The following is a 19479-nucleotide window of genomic DNA, read 5'->3' as shown; positions in this document are numbered from 1 at the left end:
CGGGGGACCGGCGAGCGTGTCGGAGGGCCGTGGGAGCATGGGGCCGTGCCTCCCGAACCGCTCCCGTCCGCCTGGCGCGCCCGTCTCGGCGAGCTCAGCGGCTCGGAGCAGCGGCCCGAGGCCGTCGCCGGGCCGCTCACTCCGATCGGGCTGCAGTTCGAGCTGCGTCGTCTCGTGCGTCGCGCCGACGATCCGTGGCGCGCGCCGACGAGCGAGCGGGTCGGACCGAAGGACTACGACACCGCCGCCCGCGACGACCACCGGCTCGCCACGCGTCCCGTCGTCCCGGGGCGCGGCGGAGCCTGGAACCGCTCGACGCTCACCTGGAAGTCGCTGAACTTCCAGACGCACCGCCTCTCGCTCGATCCGGCCCACCAGCGCTGGTTCGCGGAGTTCGCCGCTCTGCACCGTGCGACGCGGACCGTGCACCTCGGGCAGGACCCCGACTGGATCCACCTCGACGACTACGAGAGCCCGCTGCTCTGGCGCCTGCTCGAGCAGGCTCCCTCCCTCGGGATACCCCTCCTCGCGCCGGATCGCCGAGCCGTGCGCCTCGGCCCCGCGGCGCACGTCGCGCTCCTCGCGACCGACCGGTCCGGAGCGCTCGAGCTGCGACCGGTCCTCCGCCTCGGCGAGGAGGACCGGCCGCTCGACGAGGCGCGCCCGCTCGCCCGCCACGGCGTCTACGTCGTCGAGGGCGGGGATCCGTCCGCACTGCTCCTCGCGCCGGCCGCGGCAGCACTGGAGGACGAGGAGCTGCGGCTGCTCCGGCACCCGGAGGAGACGAGCGTGCCCGAGGAGGACGTCGCCGAGTTCCTCCGCGACCACCTCCCCGCCCTGCGCGGCAGGGTCGCCGTCCGACCGAGCGGGCCGGGCGTCGAGATCGACGAGCCGGAGCCGCCGAGGCTGGTCTGCGCGGTATCGTTCGAGCCCCGCCGCGCGGTGCGGGTGGGCTGGCGCTGGCGGCGCAGCGCGGATCGCTCGAGCGAGATCGACGAAGCGGGCACGGGGTTCCTCGAGGCCGCGATCCTGCGGCGCGCGACCGCCGTGCTCGCCGACGCCGGATCCCCGCTCGTCCCCGACCTCGCCGCCGGGGTGCTCCTGCGCGGAGCGGACGCCGCGGTGTTCGTCGTCGAGCACCTCCCGCGTCTCGAGGAGGTCGGCGGGGTCCGGGTGGAGCGCGAGGGCGTCCCGCCCGACTACCGGCTCCTGAACGGCGACCTCACCCTCACGGTGACCGCCGTCGACACCGCGGACGCCGACTGGTTCGACCTCGCCGTCGTCGTCAGGATCGGCGACGTCAGCGTGCCGTTCCTCCCGCTGTTCCGCGCTCTCTCGGCCGGAGGCGACCGCGTGCGGCTCGTCGACCACTCCTACCTCTCGCTCGCCCATCCGGGTCTCGACCGCCTGCGCGAGCTGCTGAACCGCGCCGACCAGCTCGACGAGTGGGAGACGGGGCCGCGGCTCGGTCGGCACCAGACGGCGCTGTGGGAGGAGCTGGAGGAGCTCGCCGACGAGAGCGTCGCCTCGGACGCGTGGCGGCGGGTCCTGCAGCAGGCGCTGGCCGCCGGGGTGCCGGCAGACGTCGCCGCTCCCGAGAGCCTGCGCGCCGAGCTCCGTCCCTACCAGCAGGAGGGGTACTCGTGGCTCGTCCACCGCCGACGGCACGGCCTCGGCGGGATCCTCGCGGACGACATGGGCCTCGGCAAGACGCTGCAGGCCCTCGCGATGATGCTGGAAGCCGTCGAGCAGGCGCGCTCGGCGGGGGAGCGGTGCGCGCCGTTCCTGGTGGTCGCCCCGACCTCGGTAGTGCCCGGCTGGGCCTCCGAGGCGGCGCGCTTCGCTCCGGGGCTGCGCGTGCACACGGTCTCGAGCACGCGGACCGGAGTCTCGGGCGTCCCCGACGACGCCGATCTCGTGCTGACCAGCTACGCCGTCCTGCGCCTGGCAGCTCAGGAGTGGGCGGCGCGGACGTGGTCCGCCCTGGTCCTCGACGAGGCCCAGTTCGTCAAGAACCCCGCGTCGCAGACCCACCGGGCGGCTCGCTCGCTCGGCGCGCCCATCGTCCTCGCGCTGACCGGCACTCCGCTCGAGAACTCGCTCGACGAGCTCTGGTCGATCCTCGCTCTGACAGCGCCAGGCCTCCTGCCCCCGCTACGCCGGTTCCAGGAGGAGTACACCCGGCCGATCCAGCACGCGGACGCGCCTCTCGGCATCGCGTCGCCCGACCTGTCCGAGGGCAGGACCGTCTCGCAGGAGGAGGGGGCTCGCCGCCGGCTCGAGCGCCTGCGCCGACGCGTGCGCCCGTTCCTCCTGCGCCGGACGAAGGAGGCGGTCGCACCCGAGCTGCCCGAGAAGCAGGAGCAGACGATCGAGGTGACCCTCGCGCCGGCCCACCGCGTGCTGTACGACGGCTACCTCCAGCGCGAGCGGCGCAAGCTGCTGGGCCTGGTCGAGGACCTCGACCGGCAGCGGTTCACCGTCTTCCGCTCGCTCACCCTGCTGCGGATGCTGGCGCTGGACGCCTCCCTGGTCGACTCCTCCTACCGGCACGTCCCCTCTGCCAAGCTCGACGCACTGCTGGAGCAGCTCGACGACGTGCTGGCCGAGGGTCGGCGCGCGCTCGTGTTCAGCACCTTCACGTCGTACCTTGAGCGGGCGGCGGAGCGGCTGCGGGCGCGCGGGGTGCCGTTCGTGCAGCTCGACGGGTCGACGCGCGACCGGGCGGGAGTCGTCGAGTCGTTCCGCTCGGGCGACGCGCCGGTGTTCCTGATCAGTCTCAAGGCGGGAGGCACCGGCCTCACCCTCACGGAGGCGGACCACGTCTTCATCCTGGACCCCTGGTGGAACCCGGCGGCCGAGGCCCAGGCCGTCGATCGGGCGCACCGCATCGGGCAGCAGCGCCGGGTCAACGTCTACCGGCTGGTCGCCCTCGACACGATCGAGGAGAAGATCGTGCGGCTGAAGGAGCGCAAGGCCCGTCTCGGCGCGGCCGTCCTGGACGACGGCGAGCTGTTCGCGCAGGCGCTGACGGCCGAGGATCTGCGCGAGCTGCTGGCCGAGTAGCGAGGCGCGTTCGGCCGGAAGGGTGACAGACAGCCGCGGCACAGGGGGCGAGCGCACACTGGCCGGATGAGCTCCCGCCGACCCCGTCCCCGCCCCGACTGGGTCGTCGCACTCGAGCAGGGCGAAGGTCCCGGGCTCTTCGGTCCCGGGAGTGCGGTGTGGGCGGTCAACGGCGCGATGCCGACGATGATCGCCGGCGTCAGGGCGCTGCTGATGCAGACGCTGCACGCGGGCGCCATGGCGGGGGTCCACGACCACTCGACGTACCGCGAGGACCCGATGGGGCGGCTGGACAACACCGTCCGCTGGGTGCTCACGACGAGTTTCGGTGACCGCGCCGCCGCCACCGGGGCCGCTCGCTGGGTGACCGGCGTGCACGAGCGGATCACGGGCACCTACGAGGACGCGGCCGGCGCGGAGCGCCCCTACTCGGCTCAGGACCCGCGCCTGCTGCTCTGGGTGCACGACGCCTTCACCGACGCCTTCCTCAGCACCCACGAGATCTGGGGACGTCCGATCCCCGGCGGCCCCGACGCCTACGTGCGCGAGTGGGCCGAGTCCGGCCGTCTGCTCGGCGTGCCGAACCCGCCCGAGAGCGTCGCCGAGCTCCGGCAGCAGCTCACGGGCTTCGCGGCCGAGCTGAAGCCGGACGAGCGGGTCCGCGAGGCCGTCGGGTTCCTCCGGGACATCCGCCTCCCGGGCGAGGCCGGCGTCGTCTACCCGCTGCTCTTCGCCGGTGCCGTCGCCTCCCTCCGCCCGGAGGTCCGTCGGCTGCTCGGGCTCCGCCGCCCCTGGTGGCCGGCGATCACGGCCAACCGGCTCCTGATGCGGGGACTGGAGCTCCACCTCGGTCGCCTCTCGCCCAGTGAGCGCGCGGCGAGGACGCGCCTCGGTCGACTCGAGGAGGCGCACCGCGGCTGACGGCAGGACCCTCTGCTCCCGACTCCCGAACACCTGTCCGGGAAGTGGTAGACTGATGTCGATGACTTCCGCTCGCGTCGCCTCCCTGCACGGAGCGGGTCCCTCCTCGATGCCCACCTCGGCCGATCCTCGGGCGCGACGCACCCGCCGCCGCGTCTTCGACGCCGTCGAGCGCCTCGTGATGCACGACGCAGAGGAGCGCACCGAGGGCATCGCCGTCAGCGACATCGTCCGCGAGGCCGGGATCAGCCGCAGCTCTTTCTACGCGCACTTCGAGGACGCGGCCGCCGTCGCCTCCGCACTGCTGCGCGAGGACCTCGTCGTCGCCGAGGTCGCCGAGGGCGACGCCGAGGACCGCACCGGAGCGACGGCTCTGCGCCGCGGCTACGCGCGCCTCGTCGAGCGGCTCGTCGACCGCCACGCCTTCCACGCACGGCTGCGCGCCCGCGCCTCGGCACGCGTCGCCTCCGACGACGCCGTGCTCGACACCGTCCTGGCCCTGCACCGCGAGGTGCTCGGCCGCGTGGACGTCCCCGCGAGCGTCGACCCGGAGCTCACCGCGACCTTCGCGGCCGGCGGCGTGCTCGCCGTCGTCGGAGCGTGGCTCGCCGGCTCCCTCGACGGCACCGACGAGGAGCTCGTCGAGCAACTCGTCGCCCTCCTTCCCCCGTGGCTGGCCGATGCGCCGCTCGGATCCCCTGTTCCTCCCACTGAAGGCCCCACGATGAAAGGCACGACATGATGACATTCGAGGTCGGCGAGACCCTGGTCTACCCGCACCACGGAGCGGTGACGATCACCGGGCTCGAGAAGCGCTCGGTCAAGGGCGTCGAGAAGACGTTCATGACGATGAACGTGCACACCAGCGAGCTCACGATCACCCTGCCCGTCGAGAACGCCGAGCTCGTCGGCGTCCGCGAGATCATCGACGACGCCGGTGTCCAGGCCGTCTACGACGTCCTGCGCAGCGACGTCGCGGAGGAGGCCAGCAACTGGTCCCGCCGCTTCAAGGCCAACCAGGAGAAGATGGCCAGCGGGAGCGTCTACCGCGTCAGCGAGGTCGTCCGCGACCTGTGGCGCCGCGAGCAGGCCGGCGGAGTCTCGGCCGGCGAGAAGCGCATGCTGCTGAAGGCCCGTCAGATCCTGGTGTCCGAGCTGTCGCTCGCGCTCAAGGGCACCGACGAGGAGGCCTCGGCCAAGCTCGACGAGGTCCTCGCCTCGGCGATCTGAGCCGTCGCCGCGGCGTGACCGGTCATTCCGTCCGGCACGCCGCGGCCACCCGCCGGGCGACCTCGTCCTGGTCGGCGCTCCCGTCGACCCGCACGAGCAGTCCCGCGTCGGCGTAGACCTCTTCGAGCGGTGCCGTCTCCTGCTCGTAGACCGAGATCCGGTGACGGATCACCTCGGCGTCGTCGTCGGCCCTCTTCTGCTGGGCGGCGCGCGAGAGCAGCCGGCCCACCACCGTGTCGGTGGCGGCGGTCAGCAGCACCACCCGCGCCAGTTCCGCACCGCGCTCCTCGAGCATCCGGTCCAGCTCGCCGACCTGGGCGAGGGTGCGGGGATAGCCGTCGAGGATGAAGCCGTCGTGCGCGTCGGCCTCGTCCAGCCGTTCGGCGACCAGAGCGTTCGTGATCTCGTCCGGCACGTACTGCCCGGCTTCGACGATGGTCCGCAGACGCCTGCCGAGGTCGGTCCCATCGGCGACGTGCGCGCGGAACAGCTCTCCTGTCGAGATCGCCGGCACGCCCAGCGAGCCGGCCAGGATCGCCGCCTGAGTGCCCTTGCCCACGCCGGGCGGCCCCATCATGATGACGCGCATCGCTCGTCCTCCCTCGCTGTCGTCAGGCGATCGTAGCCGGGCGCGCGGACCGGGCTGTGCGATTCGGAGCGCGCGTGCCACCCGTTCTAGGCTGGTGACGACGCACGGAGGAGGCGCATGACGGACGCGACGCAGGCGATCAGGGCCGCCGCCCGGCTCGCCGAGGTGCTGGTCTCGGCGGTCGCCGAGCTCGAGGCGCGCGGAGCCGAGGACCAGGCTCTGGCCGAGCTGCGGCGCCCGAGGGCGATCCTCGGCTTCCGCCGCGCACCGGTGATGGCCCCGGTGACGCGCGCCTGGCGGGTCGGCGTCCTGCTGCTCGATCGCTCCGGCGCACTCTTCGCCACCGGCTCGGTGACGCGTGCGGTCGCACCGCTGCACGCCAACAACCAATCGGAGTCGCAGGAGGCGCGCCGCGAGATCCGTCGCGCCGCCTTCGACGGCCCGTTCCGCGAGGGGGAGATCGTCAACTACGGCTGGCGGAGGCTGGCGCTGGACGCGGACGGGCTGCTCGCGGACCCGGAGCCGCTGGCGGTGCGCGGCCACGACGTCATGGTGCGCTGGGCACCGGGACTCGGCGAGCAGGGGCTGATGCCGATCGAGCGCTACCTCTCGGAGCGCATCGACCTGCAGTCCGGCGCCTGAGGGGTCACTCCTCCTCGGCCACCGGGTGGAACCACGGCGGGTAGACCGCGACCCGGGGCGAGGCGGAGCTGCCCTCGAAGAGCGCCTTGACCTTGTTGCGCGTCGTCACCGACGGGACTCCGACGACCGCGATCTCCTCGAGCGGGAACCGCTCGGGCACGAGCGCCTCGGCGCTGCGGAGAGCGGGCTCGTCGACGAGCAGGCGCGCGAAGGTGCGCACCAGGGCGTCGCCCTCGGTGAAGCGGGTGAGGACGTGCGAGGCATCGCCGTCGCTGAGCACCGGAGCCGAGGCCAGCGACCCGACGAGGACGACGTACTGCGACGCGGTCGTGTCGTGCGCGCGGGGCGACCAGTGCGGAGCGACGCGCTCCCCGCGCAGATCGGCCCAGAGCGCGGCGTCGGGGGAGAGGAAGAAGGGGACGAACCCGGCGACGCTCGCTCCGTCGCGCACCTGCACGGCGCGGCGGTGCTCGCGCGTGGTCTCGGCGCTGACGTCCATCGCGGGGCGCTCGGGCAGCTGCTCGTCGGCGATGATGGCGCCCGCGGCCACGATCGCGGCCAGGTTGTCGATGTGCGTGACGTGGTAGATGCGCTGCGCGGCGATGTCGACCTTGGGCAGCGGCTTCTCGCGGGCCGTGCCCCGTGCCGCCGCTCGCGCGGTGGCCGCACGGGAGGTCCCGGGAACGCGCGCAGGGGTGCGCGTGCGCCCGGCCGCGGGCTCGGGGGCCTTGGCGGGGGAGCAGACGTCGCAGAGCGCGATGTCGAGGCCGTGGATGCATTCGGTGGGCACGCTGGATCCTTCTGCGCACGGTCTCGGGGGGTCCGGCGCAAGGACGACGTTACGCGACCGCGGGCCCCGCGTGCCGCCCCGGCGGTGATCCGCGGTCGCCGGACGCGGACCCGCCGGGCGTTCGCCGGGTACTCCGCGACCTCGGGCGGACGGCGCGTAGCGTGGAGGGATGAAGCGCGTACCGCCCGCTGAGGGCCAGGAATCCGTCTGGGACTACCCGAGGCCCCCGCGGGTCGAGCCCACCTCCGAGCACGTGATCGTCCGCCTCGGCGGCGTGGTCGTCGCCGAGAGCCGCGAGGCGCTCCGCGTCCTCGAGACCAGCCATCCGCCCGTCTACTACCTCCCGCGAGAGGCGTTCGTCGACGGGGCGCTCGAGCCCGCGCCGGGCCGCAGCGTCTGCGAGTTCAAGGGCGCTGCGTCCTACTTGAGCGTGCGAGGGGGCTCGGCGGTGGCCGAGAGCGCCGGCTGGACCTACCCGGAGCCGAGGGCGGGCTTCGAGGAGCTGCGCGGCACGGTCGCGCTCTACCCGGGTCGGATGGACTCCTGCACGGTCGACGGCGAGACCGTCCAGCCGCAGCCGGGCGACTTCTACGGCGGCTGGATCACCTCCCGCGTCGTCGGTCCCTTCAAGGGGGCCCCGGGCACGATGTTCTGGTGATCCGCCCCGTGCGTCGTCAGCGGCGGCTGCGCACCACGTCCACCGCCGCCGCGGCGAGCGCGACCAGCGAGCCCGCGCCGAGCCAGGTGCCGACGGTCGCGGCGTCGAGCACTCCGCCGCCCGCACCGGGGGACGTCAGGTAGCCCAGTGCGGTGACTCCGCCGACGGCGCCGACCGCGACGAGCAGCGTCTGGCGGACCGCCGCCGCCACCAGGCGTCGCGTCCTGTCATCGGCGAGGACGCGGATGTTGACCGTGAGCTCCCCGTCCTCGACGGCGGCGCCGATCCGCTCGAGTCGGCGCGGGAGGCGCCGCAGGCCCGGCAGCAGCCCCAGCGCCTCGCTCGCGAGCGTGTCGCGCAGGGCGGTCGGAGCCAGGCGGTCGCGGATCTGCTCGGCGGCGAGCGCCTTCGCCTCGTCGAGCAGGTCGATCTGCGGGACGGTCGATCGGAGGGTGCCCTCGAGGACCGCTGCTCCGCGTCCCGCAGCGACGACCTCCGCGGGAACCGCCAGCCCGTACGCGGTGACGACCTTCACGAGGGCGTCCACGGTCGCGACGTCGACGCGCGCTCCTGGCCCGAGCTCGAGGGTCAGGAAGGCGCTCAGCTCCCGCCGGAACGCGTCCTCGTCCGCGCCCTCCTCGAGCGAGGCCACACCGAGCAGCGCATCCGCGAACGCGCGGTTGTCGGACTGCAGGTAGGCGATCAGCAGATCCTGGGCGCGCTCGCGCAGCTCGCGGTCCAGCCGCCCGACGGATCCGAAGTCGACGAGGGCGGCGCGGCCGTCCGGCAGCAGCAGGATGTTCCCGGGGTGCAGATCGGAGTGGTAGACGCCGTCGAGCACGACCTGCCGCACGAAGGCGCGAAGGACCGACCGCAGGGCGGGTTCGAGGACCAGGGGCGACTCCCCGCCCCTGGCGGTCACCGACGTGAGCGTCTCGCCCTCGATGAAGTCCATCACCAGCACGCGGTGGTCGGAGAGCTCCTCGACGAGCTCGGGCAGGACCAGCTCGTCGGAGCGCGGCGACCGCGCCTGCACCGCGCGCAGGGCCTGCAGGTTCAGCGCCTCCAGGCGGAAGTCGAGCTGGCGGATCAGGTCGGCGCCGTACTGCTCGGCGATCGCGCGCATCCCGAGCTGCCGAGCCTGCGGTGACGCGCGCTCGATCACCCGCACGGCGCGCAGCGCGACGTCGACGTCGCGGCGCACCTCCGGGGCGATCCCGGGGCGGAGCACCTTCACCGCGACGAGCCGTCCGCCGTGCAGGCGGGCGCGATGGACCTGGCCGATCGAGGCCGCCGCCACCGGCACCTCCTCGAACGAGGAGAAGACGCGCTCGAGCGGACCGGAGAACGCCGCCTCGAGCTCCGCCCGCACCGCGGGCCACGGGGCCGGCTCCACATCGCGCTGCAGAGCGGAGAGGGCGCTCACCCACTCCTCGGGCAGCAGATCCGATCGGGTGGAGAGCAGCTGGCCGAGCTTGACGAAGGCACCGCCCGCCTCCTCGAGAGCACTGCGGAGACCCTCCGCCTGCTCGCGGCGCAGCGCCGAGCGGGACGGCTCCGTGCCGAAGTCCAGATCCGTCCAGGGGAGCAGGCCGTTGCGCCGCGCGAGCCGCACCAGGTCGACGAAGCGCCGGCCTCGACCGACGGCCGGTCTCCCGGGCTCTCTGCCCCGCTCCGAGGCCAGCCCGAGAGTGGGGACCGTGATCCCGCGTGCGCCTGCCATGTGTCCGCCCTCCGGCGCCGACGGCACCGCCGACAGCCTGGCGCAGAGCGGTGGGCCGGTGCTGTGAGCGTCATGCCGGGTAACCTCCGCCACCCGCGGAGCGCCCCCGTGTCATCGTGGGGCACCCCGAGGGACGGGGCGGGAGGCGGAACGGGATGAGCGAGCGGACGGACGCCTGGGGGTTCTCGACCCGCCAGCTGCACGCGGGCACGGCCGAGGACGCGCTCCACGCCCGGCGCACCCCGATCTATCTCACCGCGGGCTTCAGCTTCGACTCGTTCGACGACGCGCGCGACCGCTTCGCCGGCGCCGACGGCTACACCTACACCCGGGTCGGCAACCCGACGACGGATGCGGTCGAGCGCCGTCTCGCCGCGCTCGAGGGCGGATCCGGGGCGCTCCTCGTCGGCAGCGGCCAGGCGGCGCTCTCCGTCGCCCTGCTCGCCCTCGTCTCGGCCGGCGAGCACGTCGTCGCCGCGGCGAGCCTCTACGAGGGCACCCGGAACCTGCTCCTCGAGAACCTGGCACGCCTGGGCATCACCACGACCTTCGTCGAGGACGCCGACGACCCGCTGGCCTGGGAGGACGCGATCACCCCGCGGACCCGGGCGGTGCTCGTCGAGTCGATCCCGAATCCGCGGAACGACGTGGTGGACCTGCGGCTCGTCGCCGACGTCGCGCGCCTCCACCGCGTGCCCCTCGTCGTCGACAACACCTTCGCCACCCCGTACCTGCTCCGTCCGATCGAGCACGGGGCGGACGTCGTGGTGCACTCCGCCAGCAAGTTCCTGGCGGGCCACGGCGCGGTCATCTCAGGTGCCGTCGTCGATGCGGGCCGCTTCGACTGGCGCGCCGAGGCCGCCCGGTTCCCGCACCTCGCCGTCGCCGGAACCGGCCCCGAGCGGGCGTTCCTCGACTACGCCCGCGACGTCGTCGCCGGACGGATGGGTCCGACCGTCTCCCCGCTCACCGCGTTCCTCCTCGAGCAGGGGCTCGAGACGCTGTCGCTGCGCGTACGGCACCAGTCGCGCAGCGCGCTGCGGATCGCCCAGTGGCTCGAGGCGCGGCCCGAGGTCGAGAGCGTGGACTACAGCGGCCTGGCCTCCAGCCCGTCGCACGACCTCGCGCGGCGGTACCTGCCGCGTGGTCAGGGCTCGGTCTTCTCCTTCACCCTGCGCGGGGGAGTGGAGGCGGCACGGCGGTTCACGGACGCCCTCGGTCTGTTCACGCGGATGACGCACCTCGGCGACGTGCGCTCGCTCGTCCTGCACCCCGCCAGCACGACCCACACCCGGCGCACAGTCCAGGAGCGCGAGGCGGCCGGCATCGGACCGGGCCTGCTGCGGCTCTCCATCGGCATCGAGGACGTCGAGGACCTGATCGACGACCTGGAGGCAGGTCTCCTCGCCTCGGCCGTTCCGCTCGTGCTGGCGGCGGCGTCGTGAGCCGCCTGCAGCACTTCGCGTGGTTCCTCTCCCGCGGCTTCGGACCGCAGGCGTGGGGGCGGCCGGACTGGGACTGGGACCGCCGCTGGACGGAGCCCGAGCTCTACCGGCAGAGCGCGCGCGAGCTCGAGCAGGCCGGCTTCGACCTCGTGATCATCGAGGACGCGCTGTCGCTGGGCAGTGCCGACACCCTCGACCTGCGGGTGCGCCGCGCCTACGGCGGACCCAAGCACGACCCGCTCCTGCTCGCGCCGTACCTGTTCGAGGCGACGCGGCACCTGGGCGTCGCGCCGACCGTGAACCCGATGGCGTGGAGCCCATACCAGGCGGCCCGCCAGTTCTCGACGCTGCAGCACCTCAGCGGGGGCCGACTCGGCATCAACGTCGTGACCGATGTGGGCAGCAGCCGCCACTTCGGACTCGACCCGCTGCCGCACGACCGCGCCTACGACCGGGCGCACGAGTGGCTCGACTCGATCCGCGAGCTGTGGCGCAGCTGGGACGACGGCGCGCTCCTCCAGGACGCCGCGACCGGGCTCTTCGCCGACGGCACGCGCCTGCGCCCGGTCCGCCACCGCGGGGAGCACTACTCCTTCGACGGCCCGCTGAACGCGCTGCCGTTCGAGACGGGCGAGCCCGTCGTCGTCTCTCCCGGAGGATCGCCCCGCGGCATCGACTTCGCCGGCGCGCAGTCCGACGTCCAACTGGCGCTGGCCTCGCTCGACGTCGCCACCGTGCGCGCCTACCGGGAGCGGGCGCGAACCGCAGCGGCGTCGCACGGACGCGACCCCGACGATCTGACCGTCCTCTTCGTCGTGAAGCCGATCGTCGTCTCGAGCCGGGAGGAGGCGGAGCGGCTCGTCGTCGCGTCCGCCCAGCCGGACGAGACCGCTCTGCTCGCCCTCGCCTCCGCCTACTCGAGCGACCTCGAGACCGACCTCACCGCGCTCGACCTCGATCGGCCGATCGATCCGGCCGTCTTCGGCGGGCACGTCTCTCGGGGGAGCATCTCGGGCCTCTACGGCTCGGCCGGCCCCGACGCGCCGCTGCGCGAGCTGCTGACCGCGAAGGCCAGGCTGGGGCTCGTCGCCGACCGGCGGGGTCTCGTCGGCACCGCGGAGGAGATCGCCGACTTCATCGAGGAGCTGGGCGAGGACGCCGACAACGACGGAATCGCGTTCTCGGGGGACTTCCACCCGGTGACGCTGCACCGGATGCTCGACGAGCTCGTCCCGATCCTGCGGCGCCGCGGGATCCTGCGGCGCGGGCACCCGGGCGGCGGGCTGCGGAGGAGCCTGACCCGCGTCTAATCGGCTGCGGAGCCGAGCAGACACCTGCGTGCGGCCTCGACGCCCTCGACGTCGAGGGCCCACGCGGGTCGGACGAAGGTCCTCCGAGTGACGCGGAACCGCGTCTCCTCGACACCTGCTCCGTCGGCGCCGACCGTGCGGCTGCTGCCGTTGCGCTCGTAGCCGAGCGCCGTCGACACGCGGATCGAGGCGGTGTTCCACGCCAGTGCACTGCTCTCGGCGACCTCCGCCCCGAGGTGGTCGAACGCCAGCATCAACACGGCCGCCCGCATCTCCCGGCCGAGACCCCGGCCGTGAGCCGACAGGGTGAGCCACGAGCCGGAGGCGACGGAGCGCGTGGCCGCGAACCGGTCGGCCAGGAGGTCCTGGCAGCCGATCACGACCCCGTCCTCGATGACGGCGAACGCGACCCTCCAGGTGTCCGGCGTGGTCTCTGCGCGGAGCGACCAGTGGTAGCGGGCGAGGTTCGCGGGCAGCTCATCGGCGGGCGCCTCGGCCCACGGAGCCGGGAACGGCGAGCGCCCCGGTTCGTGGATCCCGGCGAGCGCCGCGGCCGCGAGACCGGGGAGATCCTCGTCCCGCACCGGACGCAACTCCAGCCTGGGAGTGCGCAGCACCAGATCGAACAGGGGCCAGAGAGGAGCCGCGGCGGTCATCCGACGACGCTAGCGGACCCCGATGAGGCCCGCGATCGGGCGGTACCGGTGGTGGGACTCGAACCCACAAGCCCTCTCGGACAGAGCATTTTGAGTGCCCCGCGTCTGCCATTCCGCCACACCGGCTCATCACGAGCCCGTCGAGAATACCGTAGGCTCATCGGCGTGACAGACCAGGAAACCGCGCCGACCGCACCCCGTCGGGTCGTCGTCGCCGAAGACGAATCGCTCATCCGCCTCGACATCGTGGAGATCCTCCGCGACAACGGCTTCGAGGTCGTGGGTGAGGCGGGCGACGGCGAGACCGCCGTGGCCCTCGCCACCGAACTCCGGCCCGACCTGGTGATCATGGACGTGAAGATGCCCCAGCTGGACGGCATCTCGGCCGCCGAGCGCCTCTCGAAGGCGCACATCGCGCCGGTCGTCCTCCTCACGGCGTTCAGCCAGAAGGAGCTCGTCGAGCGGGCGAGCGAGGCGGGCGCGCTGGCCTACGTGGTCAAGCCGTTCACCCCGAACGACCTGCTGCCCGCGATCGAGATCGCCCTCTCGCGCTACGCCCAGATCCTGACCCTCGAGGCCGAGGTGGCCGACATGGTCGAGCGCTTCGAGACCCGCAAGCTCGTCGACCGGGCCAAGGGCCTGCTCAACGAGAAGATGGGCCTCACCGAGCCCGAGGCGTTCCGCTGGATCCAGAAGGCGTCGATGGACCGCCGTCTCACCATGCACGACGTCGCCCAGGCGATCATCGAGCAGCTCAGTCCGAAGAAGTAGCCGCCGGGGCGGCAGCCCCGATCACGGCCAGAGGCGGGTGCGCTCCCACGGGGAGCCGCCCGCCTCCGTCGTTCCCGGGCGGTACTCGAGGCGGACGTGGTCCTGCTCGGGCGCGGAGGAGCCCTGCCAGAACTCGATCCGCTCCGGCACGACGCGGTAGACGGCCCACTCGCGGTCGATCGTCGCGGGGGAGCAGCCGACGGCGACGCTGGTCTGCAGCGTGACGAGGTCGAAGTCGGCGGCGGTCGCCATCGGCTCGCTCTGCCGTCCGACGAGCAGCGCGGTGCGGCCCGCCTCCGATCGGCGGCGGAAGTCCTCGGCCGATTCGGCCGCGGAGCCGCGCACGATCCGTCCCTCGACGCGGACCTGACGCCCCTGCACGGGCCAGAAGAAGGTCAGCGCGGCGTGCGGGTTCTCCTCCATCTCCCGCCCCTTGGGGCTCGTGGCATGGGTGGAGAAGGCCCAGCCCTGCTCGTCGACGTTCCTCAGGACGAGCACCCGGGCGCCGACCCGGCCGTCGGCGCCGGCCGTCGAGAGGGTGGCGCCGTGGGGGAGCAGCTGGCCGGCGGTCGCGGCCTCCTGCAGCCACCGGCCGAACAGGTCGAGCGGCTCGTCCGGTGCGGCGTCGGCGTCGAAGGACGGCAGCTCGGAGGGCATGGACGGGAGGCTCTTGAGGAGGTCGCGGAAGGTCACGCAGCGAGCCTAGGCTCCGGACTGCGACACGACCGGGGCTTGCGGACGGAGCCGCGGCCGGTCGGGTCAGCGCAGGATGTTGGTGATCCGCACCGTCGAGAGGCGGCGCCCGGCCTCGTCGCGGACGACGATCTCGTGGGTCGCCAGCGTTCCCCCGAGGTGGATCGCGTCGCAGGTGGCGATGACGAAGCCGGAGCGGACCGAGCGGCTGTGGCTCGCGTTCAGCTCGATCCCCATCGCGATCCGGCCCTCGCCCGCGTGGATGTTCGCGGCGATCGAGCCCATCGACTCGGCCAGCACGACGTGCGCCCCGCCGTGCAGGATCCCGACGGGCTGGCGATTGCCCTCCACCGGCATGGAGGCGACGGAGTGCTGCGGCGAGAGCTCGTGCCAGACGATGCCCATCCGCTCGGCGAGCTCTCCCATCCCGCGGCCGATCCCGGCCACGAGGTCGATCGCGGGGGGCCGGACCCAGGAGGTGTCGAGGGGGGCTGAGTCGGTCACGGATCTCCTCGTCGTCGCGTCCTGCGAGGCCCTCGACCAGCGGCTCGGAACCGTCCGGATCCGGTGTCGGAGGCGCTGTGTAGTCTTGCCGTGTGTCAGATCCGGAACAGCCTACCCTCTTGCTCGTCGACGGCCATTCCCTGGCGTTCCGGGCGTTCTACGCGCTCCCGGTCGACAGTTTCCAGACCCGCGACGGCCAGCACACGAACGCCATCCACGGCTTCCTGTCGATGCTGATCCTGCTGCTGAAGAACGAGAAGCCGACCCACCTCGGCGTCGCGTTCGACATCTCGCGCTACTCGTTCCGCACCCGCGAGTACCCCGAGTACAAGGGAACCCGCGGAGAGACCCCGCCCGAGTTCAAGGGGCAGGTCCCGCTCCTCGAGCAGGCGCTGCACGCGATGAACATCCGCACCGTCTCGAAGGAGGACTTCGAGGCCGACGACATCCTCGCCACTCTCGCGAAGCAGGGCGCGGAGGCCGGCTACCGGGTGCTCGTCGTCTCGGGTGATCGCGACACGATCCAGCTCGTCACGCCCGACGTCACCCTCCTCTACCCGTCGACGCAGGGCGTCTCGCAGCTCACCCGCTACGACCGCGACAAGGTGTTCGAGAAGTACGGCGTCGAGCCCCACCAGTACCCCGAGATCGCGGCCCTGGTCGGCGAGACGAGCGACAACCTGCCCGGGGTCGACAAGGTCGGGCCGAAGACCGCGGCGAAGTGGGTCAACCAGTACGGCACGGTCGCCGACATCATCGCCCACGCCGACGAGATCAAGGGCGTCGTCGGAGAGAAGCTGCGCGAGCAGAAGGAGAACGCCCTCCGCAACCGCAGGCTGAACCGCCTCGTCACCGACGTCGAGCTGCCGCTGGGCCCGACCGACCTCGCCCGGCAGCCGATCGACCCCGACGCGGTGCGCGAGATCTTCTCGCGCCTGGAGTTCAAGACCCTCCAGGAGCGCGTCCTCACGATCGCCGCCGACGAGGGCGTCGAGGGAGCGGCCGCCGCGCTCGCCGGCGACACCGTCACGACCGCGGCGCCCGCGGTGCGGACGATGGTCGACGAGGAGCTCGCGCACTGGCTCGACACGGTCTCGGCCAAGGGCACGACCCCCGTCGCCGTCCAGGCGCAGGTCGGCCCCGACGGCCTCGAGGGCATCGGCCTGTCGGTCGAGAAGGAGTCGGCGTTCGTCCCCTGGGCGGCCGACCGCCCCGACTACACGGGCCTCGAGCAGTGGCTGGCGAGCGACGCGCCCAAGTACTTCGCCGACGCGAAGCCGCAGGTGAAGGCGCTGCGCACCGCCGGCCTCCCGGTCGCAGGCCTGGCGTTCGACACCCGCATCGCGGCGTGGCTCCTGCAGCCCACGGGCCACGCGGCGACGCTGCCCGCGCAGGTCTCGCAGTACCTCGACGAGACGATGGCGCAGGGCGACCCGAACCAGCTCGTGCCGACCGTCGAGCCGATGAGCTCCGCGACCGAGGCGTGGTACGCGTTCCGCCTCGTCGGCGTCCTCACCGAGATGCTCGGCGAGGGCATGCTGTCGGTCCTCGTTGACATCGAGCTGCCGATCGTGCAGGTCCTCGCGACCGTCGAGCTGACCGGCGTGGCGATCGATCCCGAGGTGCTCGCGCGGCTCCGCGGCGAGCTGACCACGACGTCCGCCGACCTCGCGAGCCGCGCGTTCGCCGAGATCGGCCACGAGATGAACCTCGGCTCGCCGAAGCAGCTCCAGCAGGTCCTCTTCGAGGAGCTCGCGATGCCGAAGACCCGGGCGACGAAGACGGGCTACACGACCGACGCCTCCGCTCTCGCCGACCTGCAGGAGTCGCACCCGCACCCGTTCCTCGGCCTCCTGCTCGAGCACCGGGACGCGACCAAGCTCAAGCAGATCATCGAGACCCTCGAGAAGTCGGTGACGCCCGACCGGCGGATCCACACCAGCTACGACCAGACAGGGACGGCCACCGGCCGCATCTCCTCGAACGATCCCAACCTGCAGAACATCCCGGTGCGCAGCGAGGTCGGGCGCCGGATCCGCACCGCGTTCGTGCACAGCGACGACGCGAGCACCCTGCTCACCGCGGACTACTCGCAGATCGAGATGCGGATCATGGCGCACCTCTCGGGCGACGCCGGGCTCATCGAGGCGTTCCACAGCGGCGAGGACCTGCACCGCTTCGTCGGGTCGCGGATCTTCGGCGTCGAGCCCGGCGACGTCACCTCGGCGATGCGCAACAAGGTCAAGGCGATGTCCTACGGTCTGGCCTACGGACTCAGCGCCTTCGGCCTGTCGAAGCAGCTCCGGATCTCGAGCGCCGAGGCCAAGCAGCTGATGACCGACTACTTCGTCCGCTTCGGCGCGGTGCGCGACTACCTGCGCAGCGTCGTCGAGCAGGCGCGCGAGACGGGCTACACCGAGACGATCTTCGGCCGCCGCCGGCCGTTCCCGGACCTGCAGAGCGCCAACCGCGTGCTGCGCGACAACGCCGAGCGCGCGGCCCTGAACTCGCCGATCCAGGGCTCCGCCGCCGACATCATGAAGATCGCGATGATCGGCGTGCAGTCCGATCTCGACGAGCAGGGCCTGGGCTCGCGGATGCTCCTCCAGGTGCACGACGAGCTGATCTTCGATGTCACCCCCGGCGAGGAGGAGGCCCTCGAGGCGGTCGTGAGGAACCGGATGGCGCACGCCGCGGATCTGTCGGTCCCGCTCGAGGTCCAGGTCGGGCACGGGGCGAACTGGGACGCCGCCGCGCACTGACGGCTCGCGACGGGCGCCCACGCGTCCTGGCTAGGCTCGGAGCATGACTGCGAATCCCCGTGAGCCCTCCGCCGTCGACCAGGTCGCCGAGCGCTGGGTCGACACCCTCGTCGAGCTCGACCCCGCGGTGGGGACCTGGCTCGGACGGCCGGGGGGAGGCCTCGCCGATCTGTCGCCGGACGGACTCGAGCGCTCCCGTGCCGCGACGGCGGCCGCGCTGGCGGAGCTGGAGGCCGCAGCCCCCGTCGACGCCGTCGACCGCGTCACCGTCGCCGATCTCGGTGCGGAGCTCCGGCTGGCGCTCGAGGCGCACGAGGCGGGTCTGCCGCTGCGCGATCTCAACGTCATCGCCTCACCGGCGCAGGAGCTGCGCGATGTCTTCGATCTCATGCCCACCGCCGAGGTGAGCGACTGGGAGGACGTCGCCGAGCGCCTCCACGCCCTGCCCTCCGCGCTCACCGGGTACGCCGAGACCCTGCGCGAAGGCATCCGCAGGGGAGTGGTCCCCGCACGTCGCCAGGTCGGCCTCGTCGCCGAGCAGGCCGCGAAGGTCGCGGCGCCCCGCGGCTTCTTCGCCGAGCTCGCCGCCGACGCGGCGCCGGCCGAGGGATCCCTGCCCGCCTCGCTCGCCGGTCGGCTCGAGGAGGGCGCGAGGCGCGCCGCCGCCGCCTACGGCGAGCTCGAGCGATTCCTCCGCAGCGAGCTCGATCCCGCCGCGAGCGAGCAGGACGCCGTCGGCCGCGAGCACTACGCACTCCAGTCCCGCCGCTTCCTCGGAGCGGTCGTCGACCTCGACGAGACCTACGAGTGGGGGATCGAGGAGCTCGCCCGCATGACGGCCGAGCAGGAGGCGATCGCCCGGGAGATCCTGCCCGGCGCCTCGGTCGCCGAGGCCATCGCCCACCTCGACGCCGACCCGTCCCGCACGCTGCACGGCGTCGACGCCCTGCAGCGCTGGATGCAGGAGACGAGCGACCGCGCCGTCCGCGAGCTCGCGGAGACGGCGTTCGACATCCCCGAGGAGCTTCTGCGGCTCGAGTGCCTCATCGCGCCGACGCACGAGGGCGGGATCTACTACACCGGCCCGAGCGACGACTTCGCGCGTCCGGGACGGATGTGGTGGTCGGTGCCCGAGGGCGTCACCGAGTTCGCCACCTGGCGGGAGCTGACGACCGTCTACCACGAGGGCGTCCCCGGTCACCACCTGCAGGTGGGTCAGGCCGTGTACAACCGGGCGAGCCTGAACACCTGGCGGCGGCAGCTCGCCGGCAGCTCGGGTCACGCCGAGGGCTGGGCGCTCTACGCCGAGCGGCTCATGGAGGGCTTCGGCTACCTCGACGACCCGGCCGACCGCCTCGGCATGCTCGACGGCCAGCGGATGCGCGCCGCGCGCGTGGTCCTGGACATCGGCGTGCACCTGGGCAAGCGGATGCCGGGGACGGACGAGATCTGGACCGCGGAGTCGGCCCTCGCCTTCATGAGGCGGAACGTGAACATGGACGACGCGTTCATCCGCTTCGAGGTGAACCGCTACCTGGGCTGGCCGGGACAGGCGCCGTCCTACAAGGTCGGCCAGCGGATCTGGGAGCAGCTGCGCGACGACGCCGCGGCCCGCGAGGGGGACGCGTTCTCGCTCGCGGCGTTCCACCGCCGCGCCCTCGATCTCGGCGGGGTCGGCCTCGACACTCTGCGCGCGAGTCTCGCGTCCTGATCCTGTCC

At 73.0% G+C, this 19479-nt stretch carries 17 protein-coding genes and 1 tRNA gene; 11 read left to right on the top strand and 7 right to left on the bottom strand.

Features of this window, described 5'->3' with window-relative positions; all coding sequences use genetic code 11:
- Positions 1–45 precede the first annotated feature (45 nt).
- The 4 genes from AC0CID_RS04410 to AC0CID_RS04395 all read left to right on the top strand — a co-directional run bounded on the left by AC0CID_RS04410 (position 46) and on the right by AC0CID_RS04395 (position 5217).
- Complete coding sequence (locus AC0CID_RS04410; RefSeq protein ID WP_465225899.1) at positions 46–3066, top strand: DEAD/DEAH box helicase; 3021 nt, start codon at positions 46–48, stop codon at positions 3064–3066.
- Positions 3067–3132: 66 nt separating this feature from the next.
- Positions 3133–3987, top strand: a complete 855-nt coding sequence (locus tag AC0CID_RS04405) for an oxygenase MpaB family protein (protein WP_207402640.1) — start codon at positions 3133–3135, stop codon at positions 3985–3987.
- Positions 3988–4048: 61 nt separating this feature from the next.
- Positions 4049–4729: a TetR/AcrR family transcriptional regulator gene (locus AC0CID_RS04400; RefSeq protein ID WP_207402639.1), complete on the top strand. Its 681-nt coding sequence runs from the start codon at positions 4049–4051 to the stop codon at positions 4727–4729.
- On the top strand, positions 4729–5217 hold the full coding sequence (locus AC0CID_RS04395) for a CarD family transcriptional regulator (RefSeq protein ID WP_068257183.1): 489 nt from the start codon (positions 4729–4731) through the stop codon (positions 5215–5217). Before AC0CID_RS04400 ends, AC0CID_RS04395 begins: the two co-directional genes overlap by 1 nt.
- Before the next feature lie 22 nt (positions 5218–5239).
- Here AC0CID_RS04395 and AC0CID_RS04390 read toward each other — a convergent pair whose 3' ends face one another.
- Positions 5240–5806, bottom strand: coding sequence for an adenylate kinase (locus AC0CID_RS04390; protein ID WP_207402638.1), 567 nt, complete (start codon positions 5804–5806; stop codon positions 5240–5242).
- 117 nt (positions 5807–5923) lie between these two features.
- Here AC0CID_RS04390 and AC0CID_RS04385 point away from each other — a divergent pair, with 117 nt between their 5' ends.
- Positions 5924–6448 (top strand): hypothetical protein, encoded by a 525-nt coding sequence (locus AC0CID_RS04385; protein WP_465225898.1) that lies wholly within the window; start codon positions 5924–5926, stop codon positions 6446–6448.
- 4 nt (positions 6449–6452) lie between these two features.
- Here the strand turns inward: AC0CID_RS04385 and AC0CID_RS04380 are convergent, their stop codons facing one another.
- A complete protein-coding gene (locus tag AC0CID_RS04380; protein WP_251942563.1) occupies positions 6453–7238 on the bottom strand; it encodes a DarT ssDNA thymidine ADP-ribosyltransferase family protein in 786 nt (261 codons plus the stop codon).
- 169 nt (positions 7239–7407) lie between these two features.
- Here AC0CID_RS04380 and AC0CID_RS04375 point away from each other — a divergent pair, with 169 nt between their 5' ends.
- Positions 7408–7896, top strand: a complete 489-nt coding sequence (locus tag AC0CID_RS04375) for a DUF427 domain-containing protein (RefSeq protein WP_207402635.1) — start codon at positions 7408–7410, stop codon at positions 7894–7896.
- A 16-nt stretch (positions 7897–7912) separates the two neighbouring features.
- Here the strand turns inward: AC0CID_RS04375 and AC0CID_RS04370 are convergent, their stop codons facing one another.
- Positions 7913–9619 (bottom strand): ABC1 kinase family protein, encoded by a 1707-nt coding sequence (locus AC0CID_RS04370; protein ID WP_465225897.1) that lies wholly within the window; start codon positions 9617–9619, stop codon positions 7913–7915.
- 155 nt (positions 9620–9774) lie between these two features.
- On the opposite strand from AC0CID_RS04370, the gene AC0CID_RS04365 reads away from it, so the two are divergent.
- Together AC0CID_RS04365 and AC0CID_RS04360 are read left to right on the top strand one after the other, a co-directional pair.
- Complete coding sequence (locus tag AC0CID_RS04365) at positions 9775–11064, top strand: O-acetylhomoserine aminocarboxypropyltransferase/cysteine synthase family protein (protein WP_465225896.1); 1290 nt, start codon at positions 9775–9777, stop codon at positions 11062–11064.
- A complete protein-coding gene (locus tag AC0CID_RS04360; protein ID WP_465225895.1) occupies positions 11061–12374 on the top strand; it encodes an NtaA/DmoA family FMN-dependent monooxygenase in 1314 nt (437 codons plus the stop codon). Before AC0CID_RS04365 ends, AC0CID_RS04360 begins: the two co-directional genes overlap by 4 nt.
- On the opposite strand, the gene AC0CID_RS04355 is transcribed toward AC0CID_RS04360, so the two are convergent.
- Both AC0CID_RS04355 and AC0CID_RS04350 read right to left on the bottom strand, forming a co-directional pair.
- The gene (locus tag AC0CID_RS04355; RefSeq protein WP_465225894.1) at positions 12371–13030 is read right to left on the bottom strand and encodes a GNAT family N-acetyltransferase; all 660 of its coding nucleotides are present in this window, start codon (positions 13028–13030) and stop codon (positions 12371–12373) included. The two genes, AC0CID_RS04360 and AC0CID_RS04355, sit on opposite strands and share 4 nt — an antisense overlap.
- A gap of 43 nt (positions 13031–13073) precedes the next feature.
- A tRNA-Leu gene (locus tag AC0CID_RS04350) sits at positions 13074–13156 on the bottom strand.
- A gap of 39 nt (positions 13157–13195) precedes the next feature.
- On the opposite strand from AC0CID_RS04350, the gene AC0CID_RS04345 reads away from it, so the two are divergent.
- Positions 13196–13801, top strand: coding sequence for an ANTAR domain-containing response regulator (locus tag AC0CID_RS04345; protein ID WP_055791910.1), 606 nt, complete (start codon positions 13196–13198; stop codon positions 13799–13801).
- Between the two features lie 21 nt (positions 13802–13822).
- Here the strand turns inward: AC0CID_RS04345 and AC0CID_RS04340 are convergent, their stop codons facing one another.
- Together AC0CID_RS04340 and AC0CID_RS04335 are read right to left on the bottom strand one after the other, a co-directional pair.
- Positions 13823–14494 carry a pyridoxine/pyridoxamine 5'-phosphate oxidase gene (locus AC0CID_RS04340; RefSeq protein WP_465225893.1) on the bottom strand — a complete coding sequence of 224 codons (672 nt, stop codon included), beginning with the start codon at positions 14492–14494 and terminating at the stop codon, positions 13823–13825.
- 66 nt (positions 14495–14560) lie between these two features.
- A complete protein-coding gene (locus AC0CID_RS04335; protein WP_465225892.1) occupies positions 14561–14998 on the bottom strand; it encodes a PaaI family thioesterase in 438 nt (145 codons plus the stop codon).
- Between the two features lie 92 nt (positions 14999–15090).
- Between AC0CID_RS04335 and polA the strand changes: the two genes are divergently transcribed.
- Positions 15091–17760, top strand: a complete 2670-nt coding sequence (gene polA / locus AC0CID_RS04330; protein WP_465225890.1) for a DNA polymerase I — start codon at positions 15091–15093, stop codon at positions 17758–17760.
- A gap of 43 nt (positions 17761–17803) precedes the next feature.
- Positions 17804–19471, top strand: a complete 1668-nt coding sequence (locus tag AC0CID_RS04325; protein ID WP_207402628.1) for a DUF885 domain-containing protein — start codon at positions 17804–17806, stop codon at positions 19469–19471.
- Positions 19472–19479 lie beyond the last annotated feature (8 nt).

Source organism: Rathayibacter sp. AC451 (assembly GCF_979253095.1).
The sequence above is the reverse complement of the archived record's forward strand: the minus strand, read 5'-3'. Positions and strand labels throughout refer to the sequence as shown.